Raw genomic sequence first — 15,338 nt, 5'->3', positions numbered from 1 at the left:
TTATAAAAAATTCAAAATACTCATTTTTTATCTAAATAGCTTATAAAAAACCTAGACATTTTTATCAAGAATAGCGATTATCGCCCCGTTGATTTTATTTTATCTATGGGGAACACTTTATGTTAAGCGAATTTTTTGACCTGATTGAATCAGGAATAAACTGGTTTAACCAAACCTTAAGCACGCCGTTGTGGGATATTACCATTGTGCTGTTGCTTGGGGTGGGGTTGTTTTTTACTATCACCACGGGCTTAGTACAATTACGTTTGTTGCCACAAAGTCTGCGTGAAATGTGGTTTGGACGCGTTTCAGACGGAAATTCTTTAAGCCCGTTTCAAGCCTTTACCACAGGCTTGGCCAGCCGTGTGGGCGTGGGCAATATCAGCGGTGTCGCAACAGCCATTGCCGTAGGGGGACCGGGAGCGGTATTCTGGATGTGGATGACCGCGTTACTGGGTATGTCCAGCGCCTTTGCTGAATCCAGTTTGGCGCAATTGTTTAAAGTGCAAGACAAAGACGGCACTTTTCGTGGCGGTCCCGCTTATTATATTACACAAGGCTTACGCGCCCCTTGGTTAGCGGTGATTTTCGCCTTATCGTTAATCTTCACCTTTGGTTTTGCATTCAACGCCGTACAGGCCAACTCCATTGTGGAAGCCACGCACAATGCGTGGAAATGGGACGCGCATTATGTCGGTGTCGCACTTGTTATTTTAAGCGGATTAATTATTTTTGGTGGCATTAAACGCATTGGCGGATTTTCTGCCAAAGTGGTGCCGACCATGGCGTTGTTTTATCTGATTATTGCGGTGATTATTTTAGGCATGAATATCCAAAAAGTACCAACGGTATTATCAAATATCGTCGAAAGCGCCTTTGATTTCTCCGCCATGGCGGGCGGCTTTTTTGGTGCCGTGTTGTCAAAATCTATGTTAATGGGGATTAAACGGGGCTTGTTCTCCAACGAAGCGGGGATGGGTTCCGCCCCCAATGCTGCCGCCTCCGCAGATGTTAAACATCCCGCTAGTCAAGGCCTCATTCAAATGCTTGGCGTATTTGTGGATACGATTGTGGTGTGTAGCTGTACCGCGATTATTATTCTTCTCTCCGACGACTACGCCACTTCTGGCTTGCAAAGTATTTCGCTGACTCAGCACGCTTTGCAGTTCCACGTCGGTGAGTTTGGCTTGCATTTCTTGGCGTTTATTTTGTTCCTGTTCGCCTTTTCATCCATTATCGGTAACTACGCCTATGCGGAGAGCAACATTCGCTTTATCAAAAACCGCCCATGGTTAGTGCTAGCCTTCCGCCTTGTGGTATTGTTCTTTGTGTATTTTGGCGCCGTCAATTCCGCCACTATCGTATGGGATTTTGCCGACTCCGTGATGGCGATTATGGCCATGGTAAACTTAGTCGCCATTATTCTACTGTCGCCACTGGTATGGATTATTTTAAAAGATTACCAACGTCAATTAAAAGCCAAACAAGAACCCGTATTTTATGCGGAGGATTACCCAAGTTTGAAAAAATATCAGCTTGATCCAAGATTGTGGAAAAAATAAGATAAGGTTTGAGAAAATACTGTTCGGATTGTTATTTCTTGTTCATTATAAAATACCTGTTTTTGAATATTACTTCAGAAACAGGTATTTACATAAATTTTATGATAGGTTCGCCCTTTGTTCTAAAACCTATTTATATTTCCGCCGTCTCTCACAATCTTCACCCGCCATCTTTGCGAATGAATCTGCCATAGTTTGGGAGCTTTTCGCCAGTTTTTCATAGTGAGCAAAGAAAAGTGTTTGTAACTTCTCATTGGAATACACAGGATCGCCATCATAATTGCTAAATCTCAGCGCCCTAGCATTATCCGCCAACATAGTTTCAGGATCTTCGGCCTCAAGCATTTGTCGCAAGGCAGTTTTGCCAAAAACATCCCAACCCATCTCGGGAACAACGAATTTAAACCCTTTGCATTGTGCTGGAAATTCGATTTTAGCACTGGTGCCGACAAAACTCGGGGCAACCACCACCGTGGCGGCAACCACGGCGGTGATAATTTTATGCTGACTGACAAGGTTGACCAATTTGCGTAACAAATTATTGGTTTCCGCCGACTGTTTCACTTGAGTAACCACGGGCGTGAAAATGCCTTTCAGCTTTTCCAACAGCTTTTGGAACGTTTCCGATTGCATAAACTTCTCTAGCCATTGTTTAAATTGCGTGAATTTTTCCATTTTTTCTCCTAATCTAATTTTTGGTAATGATTCACACGAACACCCAACTTATCAAAGGCTTGTTCCACAACCGAACAAGGATGTGCCTCAAAAATTTCGCTTTCTTTGGCTTTAATCAGATTGACTTTTTCCTGTTCTACCTGATTAAAATCTGTCACGCCCTGTTCTGCCACAAACGCCAACAATTTGCCTGCACATTGTTCATTGTAGGTTTGTTTCAGCTTATCAGGTTGATTTACAAACTCTTGCACCATTTGCTGTTCTTTTTCTTTCAACACTTCATTACGCAACCAACAAACGGAATATTCCCGTTTATCCGTGGCACAATCTTTTTCGGTGTTGGCTAACTCTTCAAAAGAAAGTTTTCGTAATTCGGCAATGCCTGTTTGGGCATATTTAAGATAAAGTGCCTTATCCATTTCATTTTTTTCAGAAATATGCTCTTTGCCACTCAAATAATCATCAAATGTCGTTTTCCCATCAAGACTAAAAAAACGATGGACTTTCTCATTAGGCACTAATTCTCTCACTGCTTGTTGCCACGGCAATTTGTCGTATTCCTCTGCACGTTTTTTAAGATCGTTGATAATCGTTTGAGTTAATTGAGAAATTTCCTTTGGTTTTTTTATTTCTTTACATTGATCTAGCAAATCATATGCCACTTCACTTCTTGGATGGTCAGTAAAAAATTTCTGTATTTGCGAACCATCCAAAAACCATTTCAGTTCCTCACTCTGGTTATTATACGCAAGACTATCCAATTCCGAACCACAATCCCCTTCATATTTAGTGGGCTCTTTCAAAAAAGTGAGTTGAGCATTCGCCGCATTCACACAATTTTCATCAAATTTGACAAACTGTTGTTTAAATTGCTGGACTAACTTTTCTCCTGCCTCTTCTGGCGTTTTCGCCCCACCTAGTTTTTGCATTGTAAAGCCATTCAGGCTTCCCCCTCTTGGTTTTTTTGCCTTGTCGATCATAACGTCACACAATCTAAGCGTTAAACTGCGTTCATCAGGATGTTGCAAATAATAATCCGTAGATTCCACCGTTTGTGGCAACCCAAAATTGACAGTTTGTTCTTCACCGCCACCGCAAGCGGTTAAGCCTGCACTGATCATCAGGGAAAGCATAAGTGATGTTTGAACACGGTGGTGTTTTAAAGTTGATAGTTTTTTTAACATAATTGAATCCTGTTTTCTCAATGGCGATTAATTTAATTTATTCACATAATCCACTTCTAGCCCCAATTTTTTTAAGGCACTTTCGGCAAAATTACAAGGATAGGTTTGATAAATTTGCTCTTTCTTCTCTCTCAACTGTTGAATTTGCTGGCCAGAAAGATCTTCAGAACGTTTAGGAAGATTATTCTCCGTGATATAACTTTCCATTTTCGCCACACATTGATTGAAATCAGTTTTTAAGCGATCAAAATTCATCATATAATCACGCTCTTGCTGTTGCCATTTTTGCTGTAACGCTGTTTTATAAATGGAACAAACAGAACCTTCTCGTTGATCCAACTGGCAATAGCTGTTGTCCTTGAGTAAATCAGGATAGGATTTAGCTAACAGTTCTTTTAAGCCTGCTTGATAATATTTAGCGTAAAGAGCACGGAGGAATAGCCAATCACGTTTTTCTTTATTGTGTTTTTTGTCATAATCACTTTCTTTCCTTTGATCAAAATACATCCAATCATCGTTTTTTGCTAAATAAGCTGACAGCAGATCCTTTAATGTTGGCTGATCCTCAAATTCGTTTCGCTTATTCCATCCAAGCCACCCCAAATCTGAATTAATGTTTATTAGTTTATTGATTCCCTGTTGCCAATTAATATTTGCCCATTCTTGTTCCACAGGTTGAAGAAAATGATCCAACTGTTGATTGATATATTCCTGTTTCGATCGTTCCATCTCCTTATCAAATTGGAATTCAATCTCTTTTTTCCGAACCTTCAAAATAGTGTTCATTCGCACTACTTGATATTCAGTCGAAGCCAATAAAATACCGTTTGAATACTCTGAGAGAAAATTATCTTTCTCATAATTGTCATTCCACCAAGTGTTAAATTGTTGATAAGTATTTCTTTCTGCTGTTTTCGGGAAAACAGGCTCGGCAAGTAGCCATGCCACCATAGCATTGGCACAATTTTCCAAAAAATTATAATATTTATGACTTAATGCAATGGTATCAATGATTAATTTAGGATTCTCCTCCACGTCCCTTTCGTGTCGTTGTTGTTTAAAAAGTTGACCTACAAGTTTCTCATTCGTTTTTAAAACTTGCTTACATTGTTGATTAGTGGCTTTGGCTTGATCTAAATGTTGACTATAAAACGCTTGGCTTTGCAGTTCCGTTGGGAAATCCACATCCTGCAGTGCCGATTTATCATCACCACACCCAACCAACACCAGTGCAGCCCCTAAGCTGAGAAAAAACTGTTTTTTCATTTTCATATCATGATCCTGTTGTAAAAATAAAAAGAAAGGATGTGAAAAAGGATCAAGTTCCCAAAATCACGCCAGAGATTATAATTTATGTACTGTAAAAAAAAACACCATTTTACACCGCACTTCGCATTTTTTCGGATTAAAAGGATCTTATTTTTTGGAGCACAAAAGATTAGGGCTTGTTAATTTGGGCGGGCAAATTAGATTAATCACGGATAAAACCGTAAAGATGGGATAACAAAAAGCGCGGTGAAAATGTTGTGCTTTTTTCACCGCGCTTGTATGAAAGCAATTATGCGCGTTTTACGCCCAATACAATATGTGATGCTTTAATTAACGCGTTGACTGGCGAGCCGACCACTAACCCCAGATTTTTAACGCTGGTTTCGGTGATAATCGCGGTGAGTTCTACGCCACCCGCGGTCTTGACGTTCACTTCGGCATTTACAGCACCGTAGGTCACTTGTTGCACCTTGGCTTCGAACTGGTTACGCGAAGATAAGATGAGATCGTTGTCGGTAGATAAAATCACTGACGGCGCTTTGAAAATCGCAATGACATTTGAGCCTAATTGTAAGCCTAAATTTTCAGTGCTTTCCGAGGTAATGGAGGCAACTAATTTTTCACCGCCGGCTAAAGCGAGTTCAATCACGTCCGTGGTGATACCTTTTTTAATGCCTTGCACGGTCGCTTGGAGTTGGTTTCTTGCACTAATGGCCATAATTTTCCTTGTTAAATGAATAGAATAAAATCACAAATTTCATTATAACCTAAAAATACTGCTTGAACATTATATAAAAAACTATATAATGCAGACGTATAGATAATAATCATGGTAGTATTTTTGCGAGTGTCGTCCCACGTCACTCGCTTTTTTTTATGCTAGCCGTTTTGTTGTCAAGGGTACGCTGTCGTTTTCCCTAATGTTCAATGGCAAAGCCTGAAAATTCACGTTCACCGGTATAATCTTGCTCCACTACACGACTAACTTCCGCGGACGGTGAGCCTTTGTGTAACCAATCACGCATGGCATTCACTTGTTCAGGTTCGCCCACCACTACGGCTAATACTGCGCCGTCAGTCAGATTTTTAACATAACCGCCCACACCTAATTTACCCGCTTGTAATAAGGTATAAAAACGAAATCCGACGCCCTGCACCCGTCCATAAACGGTAAACTGTTTTTTTTCCATATATCCACCTAAGAAATATCCATTTTTTTGCATTTTGCTATTTCCATTTTAGTAAAATTAGCATAGCATATTAGCCGTCACTTTAGGATAATAAAAAGTGCCAATCCGATCAATCCAAAAGGAGTCAATATGAAATTTCGTCTTGCTGCCATTGCTAGCGTAGCATTATTTGCAAGTTCAACCTGTTTGGCTGGTGTAGTGACCAGTTCTTCTAATCTTGAGTTTTTAGCCATTGACGGGCAAAAAGCCAGTAAATCCTTATTAAAAGACGTGCGTTCTTTCAATGTGAATGATACCAATACTCACCAAGTGGTGGTGCGTGTGTCTGAAATTGTGCGTGAAGGATCCGACCGTAGCTTGTTTGAAAGCGATCCTATTGTAGTGACATTTCAAGGCACCACGGAAGATATGCAAATTTCTGCCCCGCATTTAAGCACCGACCGTGATGCGGAACAGTTTAGACAAAACCCAAGCATTAGCGTAAAAACGACCTCAGGCAAAGTCGTTAGCATTAAACAAGATTATTTGAAACAAGAAGGCTTTTTACCGGGCGTGAACTTAGTGGAAAATTTATCTGAATACAATTCCTCTGGCGCGGTTGCCGCCGTACCTGGCTTAGCCACTGCGACGCTACCGGCCACGGTTGCCACGGTAGGCACCAATGGCAAAGTGCAAAAAGGCAAAGTCACCGTACAAGGTGAAAATGCAGCGGAGCAAATGTTGCAATATTGGTATCAACAAGCCGATAAAGAAACCCAACAACGTTTCTTAAACTGGGTAAAAAATCAAAAATAGTTCTGTTTAGTACTTGTGTGTACCAAACTAAACATATTATGATGTTCTACATCTAGGTAGGTAATAAAGCCACGGCGTGGCGTTACTTAGTATAACCCCGTACGCAAGTGCGGGGTTTAGCACTTTTGTTTATAGGATATTTTTATGGCGTTTATCTTAAATATTCTCAATTTCGTCCTCGGTGGCTTTGCGGTGACACTCGGTTGGTTAGCGGCAACGGTAATCAGTGCGATATTGATTATCACCTTGCCTTATACGCGTAGCTGTTGGGAAATTACCAAAATGTCTTTGGTGCCCTTTGGCAATGATATTGTGCATGTGAAATATTTAGAGCCTGATTATTCTGGATCAGAGGTATTAGGTAAAGTCTTAAATATTGTATGGTTTGTGTTCTGCGGTTGGTGGCTGTGTTTAATGCACATTTTTGTGGGCATTGGCCAATGTGTCAGTTTAGTCAACATTCCGACGGGTTTGGCGCATTTTAAATTAGCGCCGATTTCCTTGTTCCCCGTCGGGCAACGAGTGGTCAGCAAAGAATTGGCGGCGTTTGCTCGTCAGCAAGCCGCAGAGCGGGAATTTACCTTACGCTGTAATGCCTAAGGACAATAAGCGAACAAGGCGATCCTATGCAAAAAAAGGGACTTCAACTTAACAGTAAAATCATTGCCATCTTGCCGATTGCCATTGCGGTCAATCTGGCTTGTGTGTTGATCTGGTTATTGCAGATTACCGACCAAAGCATGCCGTTAATTTTAGGCGTGATTGCGGCCAGTTTGGTGGATTTAGATCACCGTTTATCTGGTCGCTTAAAGAATATTTTTTATACGCTGATTGCCTTTTCCATTTCTTCCTTAGTCACCCAATATTTTCTCAATCAGGGCATTTGGTTTGTCCTCTCCATGACCGCCATGACCTTTGTATTCACCATGATTGGTGCGGTAGGTCAACGTTATAGCACCATTGCGTTTGGCACCTTGGTGGTATCGCTTTACACCACCCTCGCTTATATACCAGACACGCCTTGGTATATTAATCCGTTGATGATTTTAGCCGGTACCCTGTTATATAGTGTAATTACCGTCACGGTACATCTTTGCTTTCCACACCGCCCTTTGCAAGAAAAAGTCAGTCGGGCATTTGTGGCCTTGGGGGCCTATTTGGATGCCAAAGCGGCGTTTTTTGATCCTGATGATATTGAGCAGTTAGCAAGCAAACAATTAACTTTAGCCATGGAAAATAGCCAGTTAATTCAGGTATTTAATGAATGTCGCACCGCACTATTTTATCGTATGCGAGATAATCACCGCTATTCTTACACCAGTAAAATGTGCCGTTATTATATGGCGGCGCAAGAAATCCACGAACGCGCTAATTCAAGCCATTTTGACTATAAAACCTTGGCCGAACAGCTTAAAAATGCCGATTTGATTTTTCGCATTCAACGTCTGTTAGAATTACAAGCGCAAGCCTGTCGAGACATTGCCCATGCCTTGCAAAAAGCCCAAGATTATCAACCACAAGCCCGTTTGGAACGCGCCATACAGGGGATCAGTCAATCCTTTGAATTATATGCGCAACAGCACCAAGATAATTCAGCATTACATCATATTAAAACATTGCTCGATAACTTGCATAATATTCATTGCCAACTGCAATCCCTTTCGCAACCTATACAAACGCCCGAAACCCGCACGATTTACACCGAAAATATCACGGGGCTACGTCAAATTGTACGCCATATTGGCCGTCATTTTACCTTTCAATCCCAACTGTTCCGCCATGCTATGCGCTTGTCCTTGGTGGTGTTTTTCTGCTGTGCGTTGGTGGAATATTTTCACTTACAAGCGGATCGGGGCTATTGGGTTTTGCTGACCATTATTTTTGTCTGTCAGCCCAATTATTCCGCCACCAAGCTACGCCTGAAACAACGGATTATCGGCACCATTTTAGGGGTGATTGTGGGATCGCTATTGCCTTATATGACCTCAACTTTGGAGGCCAAATTGGCGGTGGTGGTGATCGCCAGTACGCTGTTTTATTTCTTCCGTAGCAATAATTACAGTTTCTCAACCTTTTTTATTACCATTCAAGTGTTGGCCAGCTTTGATATTATGGGATTCGATCTGTATGCCGCCTTGTTGCCTCGCTTAATTGATACCCTGATTGGTACTGCGTTGGCATGGTTTGCCGTGAGTTATTTGTGGTCGGATTGGAAATATTTGCAACTTGATCAGGTCAGCCAACAGGTGATCAAAAGCCAAGCTAATTATCTATTGCATATTATTAGCCATTTACAATTTGGTCGTGGCGACGATTTGAAATACCGCATTGTACGACGTGAGGCCCATGACAACGCCACAAGATTAAGCACCACCATCAGCAATATGAACAATGAGCCGAAAAAATACGCTCGCCATTTGCAACAAGGCTTTGAATTATTAAAATTAAACACCGCACTTTTAGGCTATATTTCTGCCTTGGGTGCCTATCGTGAGCAAATGCAAAAGCTCACGCAAGATGTGCTGTTTCTCAGTGAATTTTACCCTATTGCTAAAAAAATTATTCAGCTATTAGATAATTTGCCAAGCCTAAGTGCGGTACAATTTGAGGCACTTTTTCAGCAAATCGATCAAGGCATTAAAAACAGTCTGGCACAAACCAACGACACGCCAAGCCGTGCGGTATTTAATATGCCAATGCAACAGCTTAATTTAATGGCTCAACTGTTACCACCGCTTTATCACCTTGTACAAACACCGACAAATCAGGATCGTCCCAATGAAATTACGTCCGTTTAAACTGGCCTTATTCGGATTATGTTTCAGCTTACCTCAGATTTTACAGCAACAACCCCAAATTTTGTTTTCCCAAACTGAGCAAGATCGTTTATACTAATATGCACTAGTTTAATAGTGTGGGAGTATAACATGTATATTAGCCGAAATATGGATCAGTGGCGTACCTTTATTCACACCTTGCGTCATGCGGTGGCACAAGGTAAGGACGAAGAATTACTCACCCTGTTGCTCACGGCAGACGAACGGGATGCGGTGGGATTACGTTTACAAATTGTCGCTCAATTACTGGATAAAAACATTCCACAACGGGAAATTCAGCAAAATCTCAATACCAGTGCCGCCACTATCACCCGTGGCTCCAATATGCTAAAATTAATGGATCAAGATTTCTTAGACTGGGTGAAACAACAAATTGATGAGAACAATCCTTAATCGATTATTTTCCCGCAAAAAATACCGCACTTCCCGCCCCACCTTATGCCAAAAGTGCGGTGGCTTTTTGTGGCGTTTTTTACTTGGCTTTCTCCTCCTCAGCCTGTTATTACGTGTGATCCCGATTCCCACTTCGGCTTATATGATCCAACAAAAATTGGGCCATTGGTTACATCTGGATTTTGATTATTCCATTCAACAGCATTGGGTCAGTCTTGAGGAGATTTCCCCTTATATGCAACTGGCCGTGATTGCGGCGGAAGATCAGCGTTTTCCCGATCATTATGGTTTCGATTTAAACGCCATTGAAAAGGCCATTGACCACAATCAAAGCTCCAATAAAATTCGTGGAGCCTCCACGATTTCGCAACAAACCGCCAAAAATCTGTATTTATGGCACGGGCAAAGTTGGATCCGCAAAGGCTTAGAAGTGCCTGTAACGCTGACCTTAGAAACCCTGTGGTCAAAAAAACGAATTCTCGAAGTGTATTTAAATATTGCCGAATTGGGCGAGGGAATTTTTGGGGTGGAGGCCGCTAGTCAATATTATTTTAAAAAATCCGCCAAAAAATTGAGCAAAGAAGAGGCCGCTTTGTTGGCGGCTGTGTTGCCAAATCCGATTAGCTTTAAAGTGTTAAAACCGGGTCGTATGACTAAACGCAAACAAGTTTGGATTTTAAAGCAAATGAATGCTCTCGGAACAGGCTATTTGAAGAAATTGGATTAAAAAAAATCTGGCCGTTCTGAGGGTCGGCCAGATTTTTAATAACATGAAAAAACTAAGCGTTGCAGCTTTCGCAAGCGGCTTTTAACATCCAAATGGTTTTTTCTTGTGCGCTGATATAGTCGCCCATTAATGCGGCGGTACCTTCATCTTCAGCGTCGCCCGCTAAGGCTAAAATTTCACGTTGTTGTTGTAACAAGGTTTGAAACCCTTTTAATGTCCCTTGCAACGTATCTTGTGCAGAGGTGGCATTTTTGTGTTCTTGAATACGTGATTGGCTCAAATATTCGCTGAACGCATGCACTGGCGTATAGCCTAAAGTTAAAATACGTTCTGCGATTTCATCTACTTTTTCCACTAAATCATCATAGTATTCTTCAAATTTTTCGTGTAATGAGAAGAATTGAACACCCTTGATATTCCAGTGATAGCCACGTACATTCATGTAAAATACTTGATAAGTGGCTAATAAGTTATTTAATTCTTGTGCAATTTTCGCTGAAGTTGCTTTATCTAAACCGATACTGTTTGTCATATTATTTTCCTTTTGTTAAGTGAATATTGATTGGTTGATGTGTGCATTATAGTCAGGATTAATAGACAGTACAAATCAATATCACAAATTAGTGTAATTATTTTTAACTATCAAAAATTAACATTCAATCGTTTAAATTAATTAATCTTGATAACCCACATCCTCCAAGCTCGGATTTTCCGCCCCTTGGCGGGCCAATTCATCACAGATCTCATTCTCTCTATGGCCAGCGTGGCCTTTTACCCAATGCCATTGAATTTGATGTCGTTGAATAGCCTGATCCAATAATACCCATAAATCTTTATTCTTCACCGGCTTGCCTGTACTGGCTTTCCAATTGTTTTTTTTCCAATTAAAAATCCATTGCGTAATGCCATTTTTCATATATTGGCTGTCGCTCGCAATAATCACCGTGCAAGGTTCTTTCAAGCTATTCAACGCCTCAATCACCGCTCGCAGTTCCATGCGGTTATTGGTGGTATTAAAATAGCCTTTCGACAGGGTTTTCTCATGCTGTTTATAACGCAATAAAACGCCAATTCCACCTGCCCCCGGATTGCCTAAGCAAGAACCATCCGTAAAAATTTCAATTTGTTTTTGCATAAATCTGTTAAAATAAATCAATAAGAGCCAATATTCTAACAAAGATACAGAAATTATGACAATGAACATTGATACCAATCGCCAAATTGTACTGGATACCGAAACCACAGGGATGAACGAATTTGGTGCGCATTACGAGGGACATTGCATTATTGAAATCGGTGCAGTGGAAATGATTAACCGCCGTTTTACCGGACGCAAACTACATTTATACATTAAACCCGATCGTCCCGTGGATCCTGAGGCCATCAAAGTTCATGGCATTACTGATGATGACCTGAAAGATAAACCAGATTTCAACGCCGTTGCGCAAGAATTTATTGATTTCATTAGCGGTGCCGAATTGTTAATTCACAATGCTCCCTTTGATGTGGGCTTTATGGATTATGAATTTCGCAAACATCATTTAAATATCAAAACCGACGACATTTGTTTGGTCACCGACACCCTGCAATTAGCACGCAAACAATACCCAGGCAAACGCAACGGCTTAGACGCTCTCTGTGATCGTTTAAATATCGACAACAGCAAACGTACCTTGCACGGCGCCTTACTGGATGCAGAAATTCTAGGTGATGTTTATCTGGCTATGACAGGGGGGCAAAAAAATCTATTTGATGATGTGGAGAACGACAACCAGAACAATGTTCTCAATACCGCACAACAAACAAAAAGTGCGGTGAATATTCGGCAAGATTTGCCTGTTTTAATGCTGACAGAAGATGAAATTCAAGCCCATCAAGATTACATTAAGTTGATTAATAAAAAGAGCAAAGACAACTGCCTTTGGGTTAAACGGTTAAACCCTAGCCTAGAAAGTCCAGAAACCGTGCATTAATTAAGCAAGCAAATCAAAGATTGCAAAAAAGGGTTGACGGAACATTCATTCGCTATTATTATGCGTTTCACCAGTGCGGAGTGGTAGTTCAGCTGGTTAGAATACCTGCCTGTCACGCAGGGGGTCGCGGGTTCGAGTCCCGTCCATTCCGCCAACAAATTTTATTTTCATTTTAACTCCTATGATGCGGAGTGGTAGTTCAGCTGGTTAGAATACCTGCCTGTCACGCAGGGGGTCGCGGGTTCGAGTCCCGTCCATTCCGCCAACCTTTTAAGCACCTAGTTTTTTAGGTGCTTTTTTATTGCCAAGAATATAAATAAACTTATATTTATCTTTATTTCACTTATAAAAAGAGAGATAATATAAGAAATAAAGAGAAAATATGAATAAAATAATTTTTCAGCCGAAAGCCATTAAACAATTAAGAAAAATTCCACAAGGTATCGAAATTTATGATAAATGTGAAACCTTGAAAGATTTTCCTCATTGTCCCAATGTGAAAGCATTAAAAAATCACAAATACCAATATCGTTTTCGGGTTGGAAACTATCGAGTTCTTTTCAATTTCCAAAATGGCATAATGAATATCATCTCAATTGAAGAGGTAAAAAAACGTGATGACAACACTTACTAATGTGCAGATTTTAAATGATAACAATGGGTTACCTGCTTATGCAGTATTACCCTTTAACGTTTTTGAATGGCTAAAAGAAAAAGCCAATTTAACACAGGATATAGATGAAAATTCAGGCGTTCCTTATGAAGTCGTGGGGCTTGCCTTAAAACAAAATCTCACGGCAGTACGTGCCTGGCGTGAACATTTAGGATTAACCCAATCTGAAGTGGCTGAACGATTACAAATTTCACAATCTGCTTATTCTCAACACGAAAATGCAACGAAATTACGCAAAAGTACGAGAGAAAAAATTGCTCAAGCATTCGGTATTCGTGCCGAACAATTAGATTTTTAATTGAACAAACAAATTTAAGGTTTTTATGACTATAACAACAGAAATTACCCAACCCACTCCCGTGATCGCCCTCGTCGGTCGCCCAAATGTGGGCAAATCCACCCTATTTAACCGCCTTACTCGCACTCGTGACGCTTTAGTGGCGGATTTCCCAGGCTTAACCCGAGATCGCAAATACGGCCAAGCCCATGTAGCTGGCTTTGATTTTATTGTCATTGACACGGGGGGGATTGATGGCACCGAAGAAGGCGTGGAAGAAAAAATGGCAGAACAATCGTTACTCGCCATTGAAGAAGCCGATATTGTGCTGTTTTTAGTGGATGCTCGAGCAGGTTTAACCCCAGCAGATATTGGCATTGCCCAGTATTTACGCCAACGCCAAAACAAAACCACGGTGGTGGTTGCCAATAAAACCGATGGCATTGATGCGGATTCTCATTGTGCTGAATTTTATCAATTAGGACTAGGCGAAATCGCTCAAATCGCGGCATCACAAGGACGGGGCGTGACGCAATTAATTGAAGACGTACTTGCCCCCTTCGCTGCTCAATTTAACGCTACCGAAACCGCGGTGGAAAATGACGAAGATACTGAAGCAGAAAAAGACGAATGGGATAACGAGTTTGATTTTTCTGATGAAAATGACACCGCACTTTTAGATGAAGCCCTTGAAGAAGAAAGCGAACAGCCTGAAAATAAAAACATCAAAATCGCTATTGTGGGGCGACCAAATGTGGGCAAATCAACACTCACTAATCGCATTTTAGGCGAAGATCGGGTAGTAGTTTACGATTTACCCGGCACAACCCGAGATAGCATTTATATTCCCATGGAACGTGACGGGCAACATTACACCATTATCGACACCGCAGGCGTACGCAAACGGGGCAAGGTGCATTTAACGGTGGAAAAATTCTCCGTAATCAAAACCTTACAAGCGATTCAAGATGCCAATGTCGTGTTGCTTACCATTGACGCCCGTGAAGGCATTTCCGATCAGGATTTATCGTTGCTCGGCTTTATTTTAAATGCAGGTCGCTCATTGGTGATCGTGGTGAATAAATGGGATGGCTTAGATCAAGAAGTGAAAGATCGAGTCAAATCCGAACTGGATCGTCGTTTAGATTTTATCGACTTCGCCCGTGTGCATTTTATTTCTGCCTTACACGGCAGCGGCGTAGGCAATTTATTTGAATCGGTGCAAGAGGCTTACGCTTGTGCCACGCAAAAAATGACCACATCCCTACTCACCCGCATTTTACAAATGGCAACGGACGAACACCAACCGCCACTGGCAAATGGTCGCCGAATTAAACTCAAATACGCCCATCCCGGCGGCTACAATCCGCCGATTATTGTGGTACACGGCAACCAAATGGATAAACTGGCGGACAGTTACAAACGCTATTTATCCAACTACTACCGCCGTAGCCTAAAAATTATCGGCAGCCCAATTCGAATTCAATTCCAAGAGGGCAACAACCCCTTTGCAGGCAAACGCAATACGCTCACGCCGACCCAATTACGCAAACGGAAACGGTTGATGAAGTTTATTAAGAAATCAAAACGATAGGGAAACAAAAAAGTGCGGTGCAAAAAATTGACGTTTTTTGATCTGACCCCAAAAAGTTAGACACTTACATCAAGGACTGACGACGATATTGTATCGGACTCAGCCCTTTTAATTTTAACTGAATACGCTCTTTATTGTAATAGTGAACATACTCATCAATCATTATTTTAATTTCATCAACGGTCTTAA

The 15,338-nt window shown here is 41.2% G+C and carries 18 protein-coding genes and 2 tRNA genes; 12 read left to right on the top strand and 8 right to left on the bottom strand.

The annotated features are described in order from the left end of the window. Positions 1–119: 119 nt before the first annotated feature. Positions 120–1,562, top strand: coding sequence for an alanine/glycine:cation symporter family protein (locus ACTG7X_RS10155; RefSeq protein ID WP_439258342.1), 1,443 nt, complete (start codon positions 120–122; stop codon positions 1,560–1,562). Positions 1,563–1,691: 129 nt separating this feature from the next. Here ACTG7X_RS10155 and ACTG7X_RS10150 read toward each other — a convergent pair whose 3' ends face one another. The 5 genes from ACTG7X_RS10150 to ACTG7X_RS10130 form a co-directional block, all read right to left on the bottom strand. Beyond that, entirely contained in the window at positions 1,692–2,237 is a 546-nt protein-coding gene (locus tag ACTG7X_RS10150; protein WP_439258341.1) for a hypothetical protein, read from the bottom strand. Between the two features lie 8 nt (positions 2,238–2,245). Then, the gene (locus tag ACTG7X_RS10145) at positions 2,246–3,421 is read right to left on the bottom strand and encodes a hypothetical protein (RefSeq protein ID WP_439258340.1); all 1,176 of its coding nucleotides are present in this window, start codon (positions 3,419–3,421) and stop codon (positions 2,246–2,248) included. 27 nt (positions 3,422–3,448) lie between these two features. Then, a complete protein-coding gene (locus tag ACTG7X_RS10140) occupies positions 3,449–4,693 on the bottom strand; it encodes a hypothetical protein (protein WP_439258339.1) in 1,245 nt (414 codons plus the stop codon). Positions 4,694–4,979: 286 nt separating this feature from the next. Continuing rightward, the gene (locus ACTG7X_RS10135) at positions 4,980–5,408 is read right to left on the bottom strand and encodes a TOBE domain-containing protein (RefSeq protein WP_439258338.1); all 429 of its coding nucleotides are present in this window, start codon (positions 5,406–5,408) and stop codon (positions 4,980–4,982) included. 199 nt (positions 5,409–5,607) lie between these two features. Then, positions 5,608–5,880 (bottom strand): acylphosphatase, encoded by a 273-nt coding sequence (locus ACTG7X_RS10130; protein ID WP_439258337.1) that lies wholly within the window; start codon positions 5,878–5,880, stop codon positions 5,608–5,610. 129 nt (positions 5,881–6,009) lie between these two features. Between ACTG7X_RS10130 and ACTG7X_RS10125 the strand changes: the two genes are divergently transcribed. The 5 genes from ACTG7X_RS10125 (at position 6,010) to mtgA (ending at position 10,632) form a co-directional block, all read left to right on the top strand. Then, complete coding sequence (locus ACTG7X_RS10125; protein WP_439258336.1) at positions 6,010–6,675, top strand: curli polymerization inhibitor CsgI-related protein; 666 nt, start codon at positions 6,010–6,012, stop codon at positions 6,673–6,675. A gap of 144 nt (positions 6,676–6,819) precedes the next feature. Further along, positions 6,820–7,275 (top strand): YccF domain-containing protein, encoded by a 456-nt coding sequence (locus tag ACTG7X_RS10120; protein ID WP_439258335.1) that lies wholly within the window; start codon positions 6,820–6,822, stop codon positions 7,273–7,275. A 26-nt stretch (positions 7,276–7,301) separates the two neighbouring features. Next, positions 7,302–9,473: a YccS family putative transporter gene (gene yccS, locus ACTG7X_RS10115; RefSeq protein WP_439258334.1), complete on the top strand. Its 2,172-nt coding sequence runs from the start codon at positions 7,302–7,304 to the stop codon at positions 9,471–9,473. A 129-nt stretch (positions 9,474–9,602) separates the two neighbouring features. After that, a complete protein-coding gene (gene trpR / locus ACTG7X_RS10110) occupies positions 9,603–9,905 on the top strand; it encodes a trp operon repressor (RefSeq protein ID WP_439258333.1) in 303 nt (100 codons plus the stop codon). Continuing rightward, complete coding sequence (gene mtgA, locus ACTG7X_RS10105) at positions 9,889–10,632, top strand: monofunctional biosynthetic peptidoglycan transglycosylase (protein ID WP_439258332.1); 744 nt, start codon at positions 9,889–9,891, stop codon at positions 10,630–10,632. Before trpR ends, mtgA begins: the two co-directional genes overlap by 17 nt. Positions 10,633–10,684: 52 nt before the next feature. Here the strand turns inward: mtgA and ACTG7X_RS10100 are convergent, their stop codons facing one another. Next, complete coding sequence (locus ACTG7X_RS10100; protein WP_439258331.1) at positions 10,685–11,164, bottom strand: Dps family protein; 480 nt, start codon at positions 11,162–11,164, stop codon at positions 10,685–10,687. A 141-nt stretch (positions 11,165–11,305) separates the two neighbouring features. Then, positions 11,306–11,767 (bottom strand): ribonuclease HI, encoded by a 462-nt coding sequence (gene rnhA, locus ACTG7X_RS10095; RefSeq protein WP_439258330.1) that lies wholly within the window; start codon positions 11,765–11,767, stop codon positions 11,306–11,308. A gap of 55 nt (positions 11,768–11,822) precedes the next feature. Here rnhA and dnaQ point away from each other — a divergent pair, with 55 nt between their 5' ends. The 6 genes from dnaQ to der all read left to right on the top strand — a co-directional run bounded on the left by dnaQ (position 11,823) and on the right by der (position 15,149). After that, positions 11,823–12,605 (top strand): DNA polymerase III subunit epsilon, encoded by a 783-nt coding sequence (gene dnaQ, locus ACTG7X_RS10090; RefSeq protein WP_439258329.1) that lies wholly within the window; start codon positions 11,823–11,825, stop codon positions 12,603–12,605. A 77-nt stretch (positions 12,606–12,682) separates the two neighbouring features. Further along, a tRNA-Asp gene (locus ACTG7X_RS10085) sits at positions 12,683–12,759 on the top strand. Positions 12,760–12,793: 34 nt separating this feature from the next. Beyond that, positions 12,794–12,870 (top strand) — tRNA-Asp (locus tag ACTG7X_RS10080). A gap of 117 nt (positions 12,871–12,987) precedes the next feature. Further along, positions 12,988–13,239 (top strand): type II toxin-antitoxin system RelE family toxin, encoded by a 252-nt coding sequence (locus ACTG7X_RS10075; protein WP_439258328.1) that lies wholly within the window; start codon positions 12,988–12,990, stop codon positions 13,237–13,239. Further along, on the top strand, positions 13,223–13,576 hold the full coding sequence (locus ACTG7X_RS10070) for a helix-turn-helix domain-containing protein (protein ID WP_439258385.1): 354 nt from the start codon (positions 13,223–13,225) through the stop codon (positions 13,574–13,576). The genes ACTG7X_RS10075 and ACTG7X_RS10070 overlap by 17 nt, the downstream gene beginning before the upstream one ends. A 25-nt stretch (positions 13,577–13,601) precedes the next feature. Continuing rightward, on the top strand, positions 13,602–15,149 hold the full coding sequence (gene der, locus ACTG7X_RS10065) for a ribosome biogenesis GTPase Der (protein ID WP_439258327.1): 1,548 nt from the start codon (positions 13,602–13,604) through the stop codon (positions 15,147–15,149). 64 nt (positions 15,150–15,213) lie between these two features. Here the strand turns inward: der and ACTG7X_RS10060 are convergent. Further along, positions 15,214–15,338: IS3 family transposase (locus ACTG7X_RS10060; protein WP_439258049.1), on the bottom strand; the 125-nt coding region annotated here is incomplete at its 5' end.

This window comes from Lonepinella sp. BR2271 (genome assembly GCF_051851515.1).
Classification (GTDB): Bacteria; Pseudomonadota; Gammaproteobacteria; order Enterobacterales; family Pasteurellaceae; genus Lonepinella.
Note: the sequence above shows the minus strand (reverse complement) of the source record. Positions and strands in the feature narration are given on the sequence as shown.

Coding starts and splice junctions, on each gene's coding strand:
- ACTG7X_RS10155 (WP_439258342.1), top strand. CDS start 120: ATGTTAAGCGAATTTTTTGACCTGATTGAATCAGGAATAAACTGGTTT.
- ACTG7X_RS10150 (WP_439258341.1), bottom strand. CDS start 2,237: ATGGAAAAATTCACGCAATTTAAACAATGGCTAGAGAAGTTTATGCAA.
- ACTG7X_RS10145 (WP_439258340.1), bottom strand. CDS start 3,421: ATGTTAAAAAAACTATCAACTTTAAAACACCACCGTGTTCAAACATCA.
- ACTG7X_RS10140 (WP_439258339.1), bottom strand. CDS start 4,693: ATGAAAATGAAAAAACAGTTTTTTCTCAGCTTAGGGGCTGCACTGGTG.
- ACTG7X_RS10135 (WP_439258338.1), bottom strand. CDS start 5,408: ATGGCCATTAGTGCAAGAAACCAACTCCAAGCGACCGTGCAAGGCATT.
- ACTG7X_RS10130 (WP_439258337.1), bottom strand. CDS start 5,880: ATGGAAAAAAAACAGTTTACCGTTTATGGACGGGTGCAGGGCGTCGGA.
- ACTG7X_RS10125 (WP_439258336.1), top strand. CDS start 6,010: ATGAAATTTCGTCTTGCTGCCATTGCTAGCGTAGCATTATTTGCAAGT.
- ACTG7X_RS10120 (WP_439258335.1), top strand. CDS start 6,820: ATGGCGTTTATCTTAAATATTCTCAATTTCGTCCTCGGTGGCTTTGCG.
- yccS (WP_439258334.1), top strand. CDS start 7,302: ATGCAAAAAAAGGGACTTCAACTTAACAGTAAAATCATTGCCATCTTG.
- trpR (WP_439258333.1), top strand. CDS start 9,603: ATGTATATTAGCCGAAATATGGATCAGTGGCGTACCTTTATTCACACC.
- mtgA (WP_439258332.1), top strand. CDS start 9,889: ATGAGAACAATCCTTAATCGATTATTTTCCCGCAAAAAATACCGCACT.
- ACTG7X_RS10100 (WP_439258331.1), bottom strand. CDS start 11,164: ATGACAAACAGTATCGGTTTAGATAAAGCAACTTCAGCGAAAATTGCA.
- rnhA (WP_439258330.1), bottom strand. CDS start 11,767: ATGCAAAAACAAATTGAAATTTTTACGGATGGTTCTTGCTTAGGCAAT.
- dnaQ (WP_439258329.1), top strand. CDS start 11,823: ATGACAATGAACATTGATACCAATCGCCAAATTGTACTGGATACCGAA.
- ACTG7X_RS10075 (WP_439258328.1), top strand. CDS start 12,988: ATGAATAAAATAATTTTTCAGCCGAAAGCCATTAAACAATTAAGAAAA.
- ACTG7X_RS10070 (WP_439258385.1), top strand. CDS start 13,223: ATGACAACACTTACTAATGTGCAGATTTTAAATGATAACAATGGGTTA.
- der (WP_439258327.1), top strand. CDS start 13,602: ATGACTATAACAACAGAAATTACCCAACCCACTCCCGTGATCGCCCTC.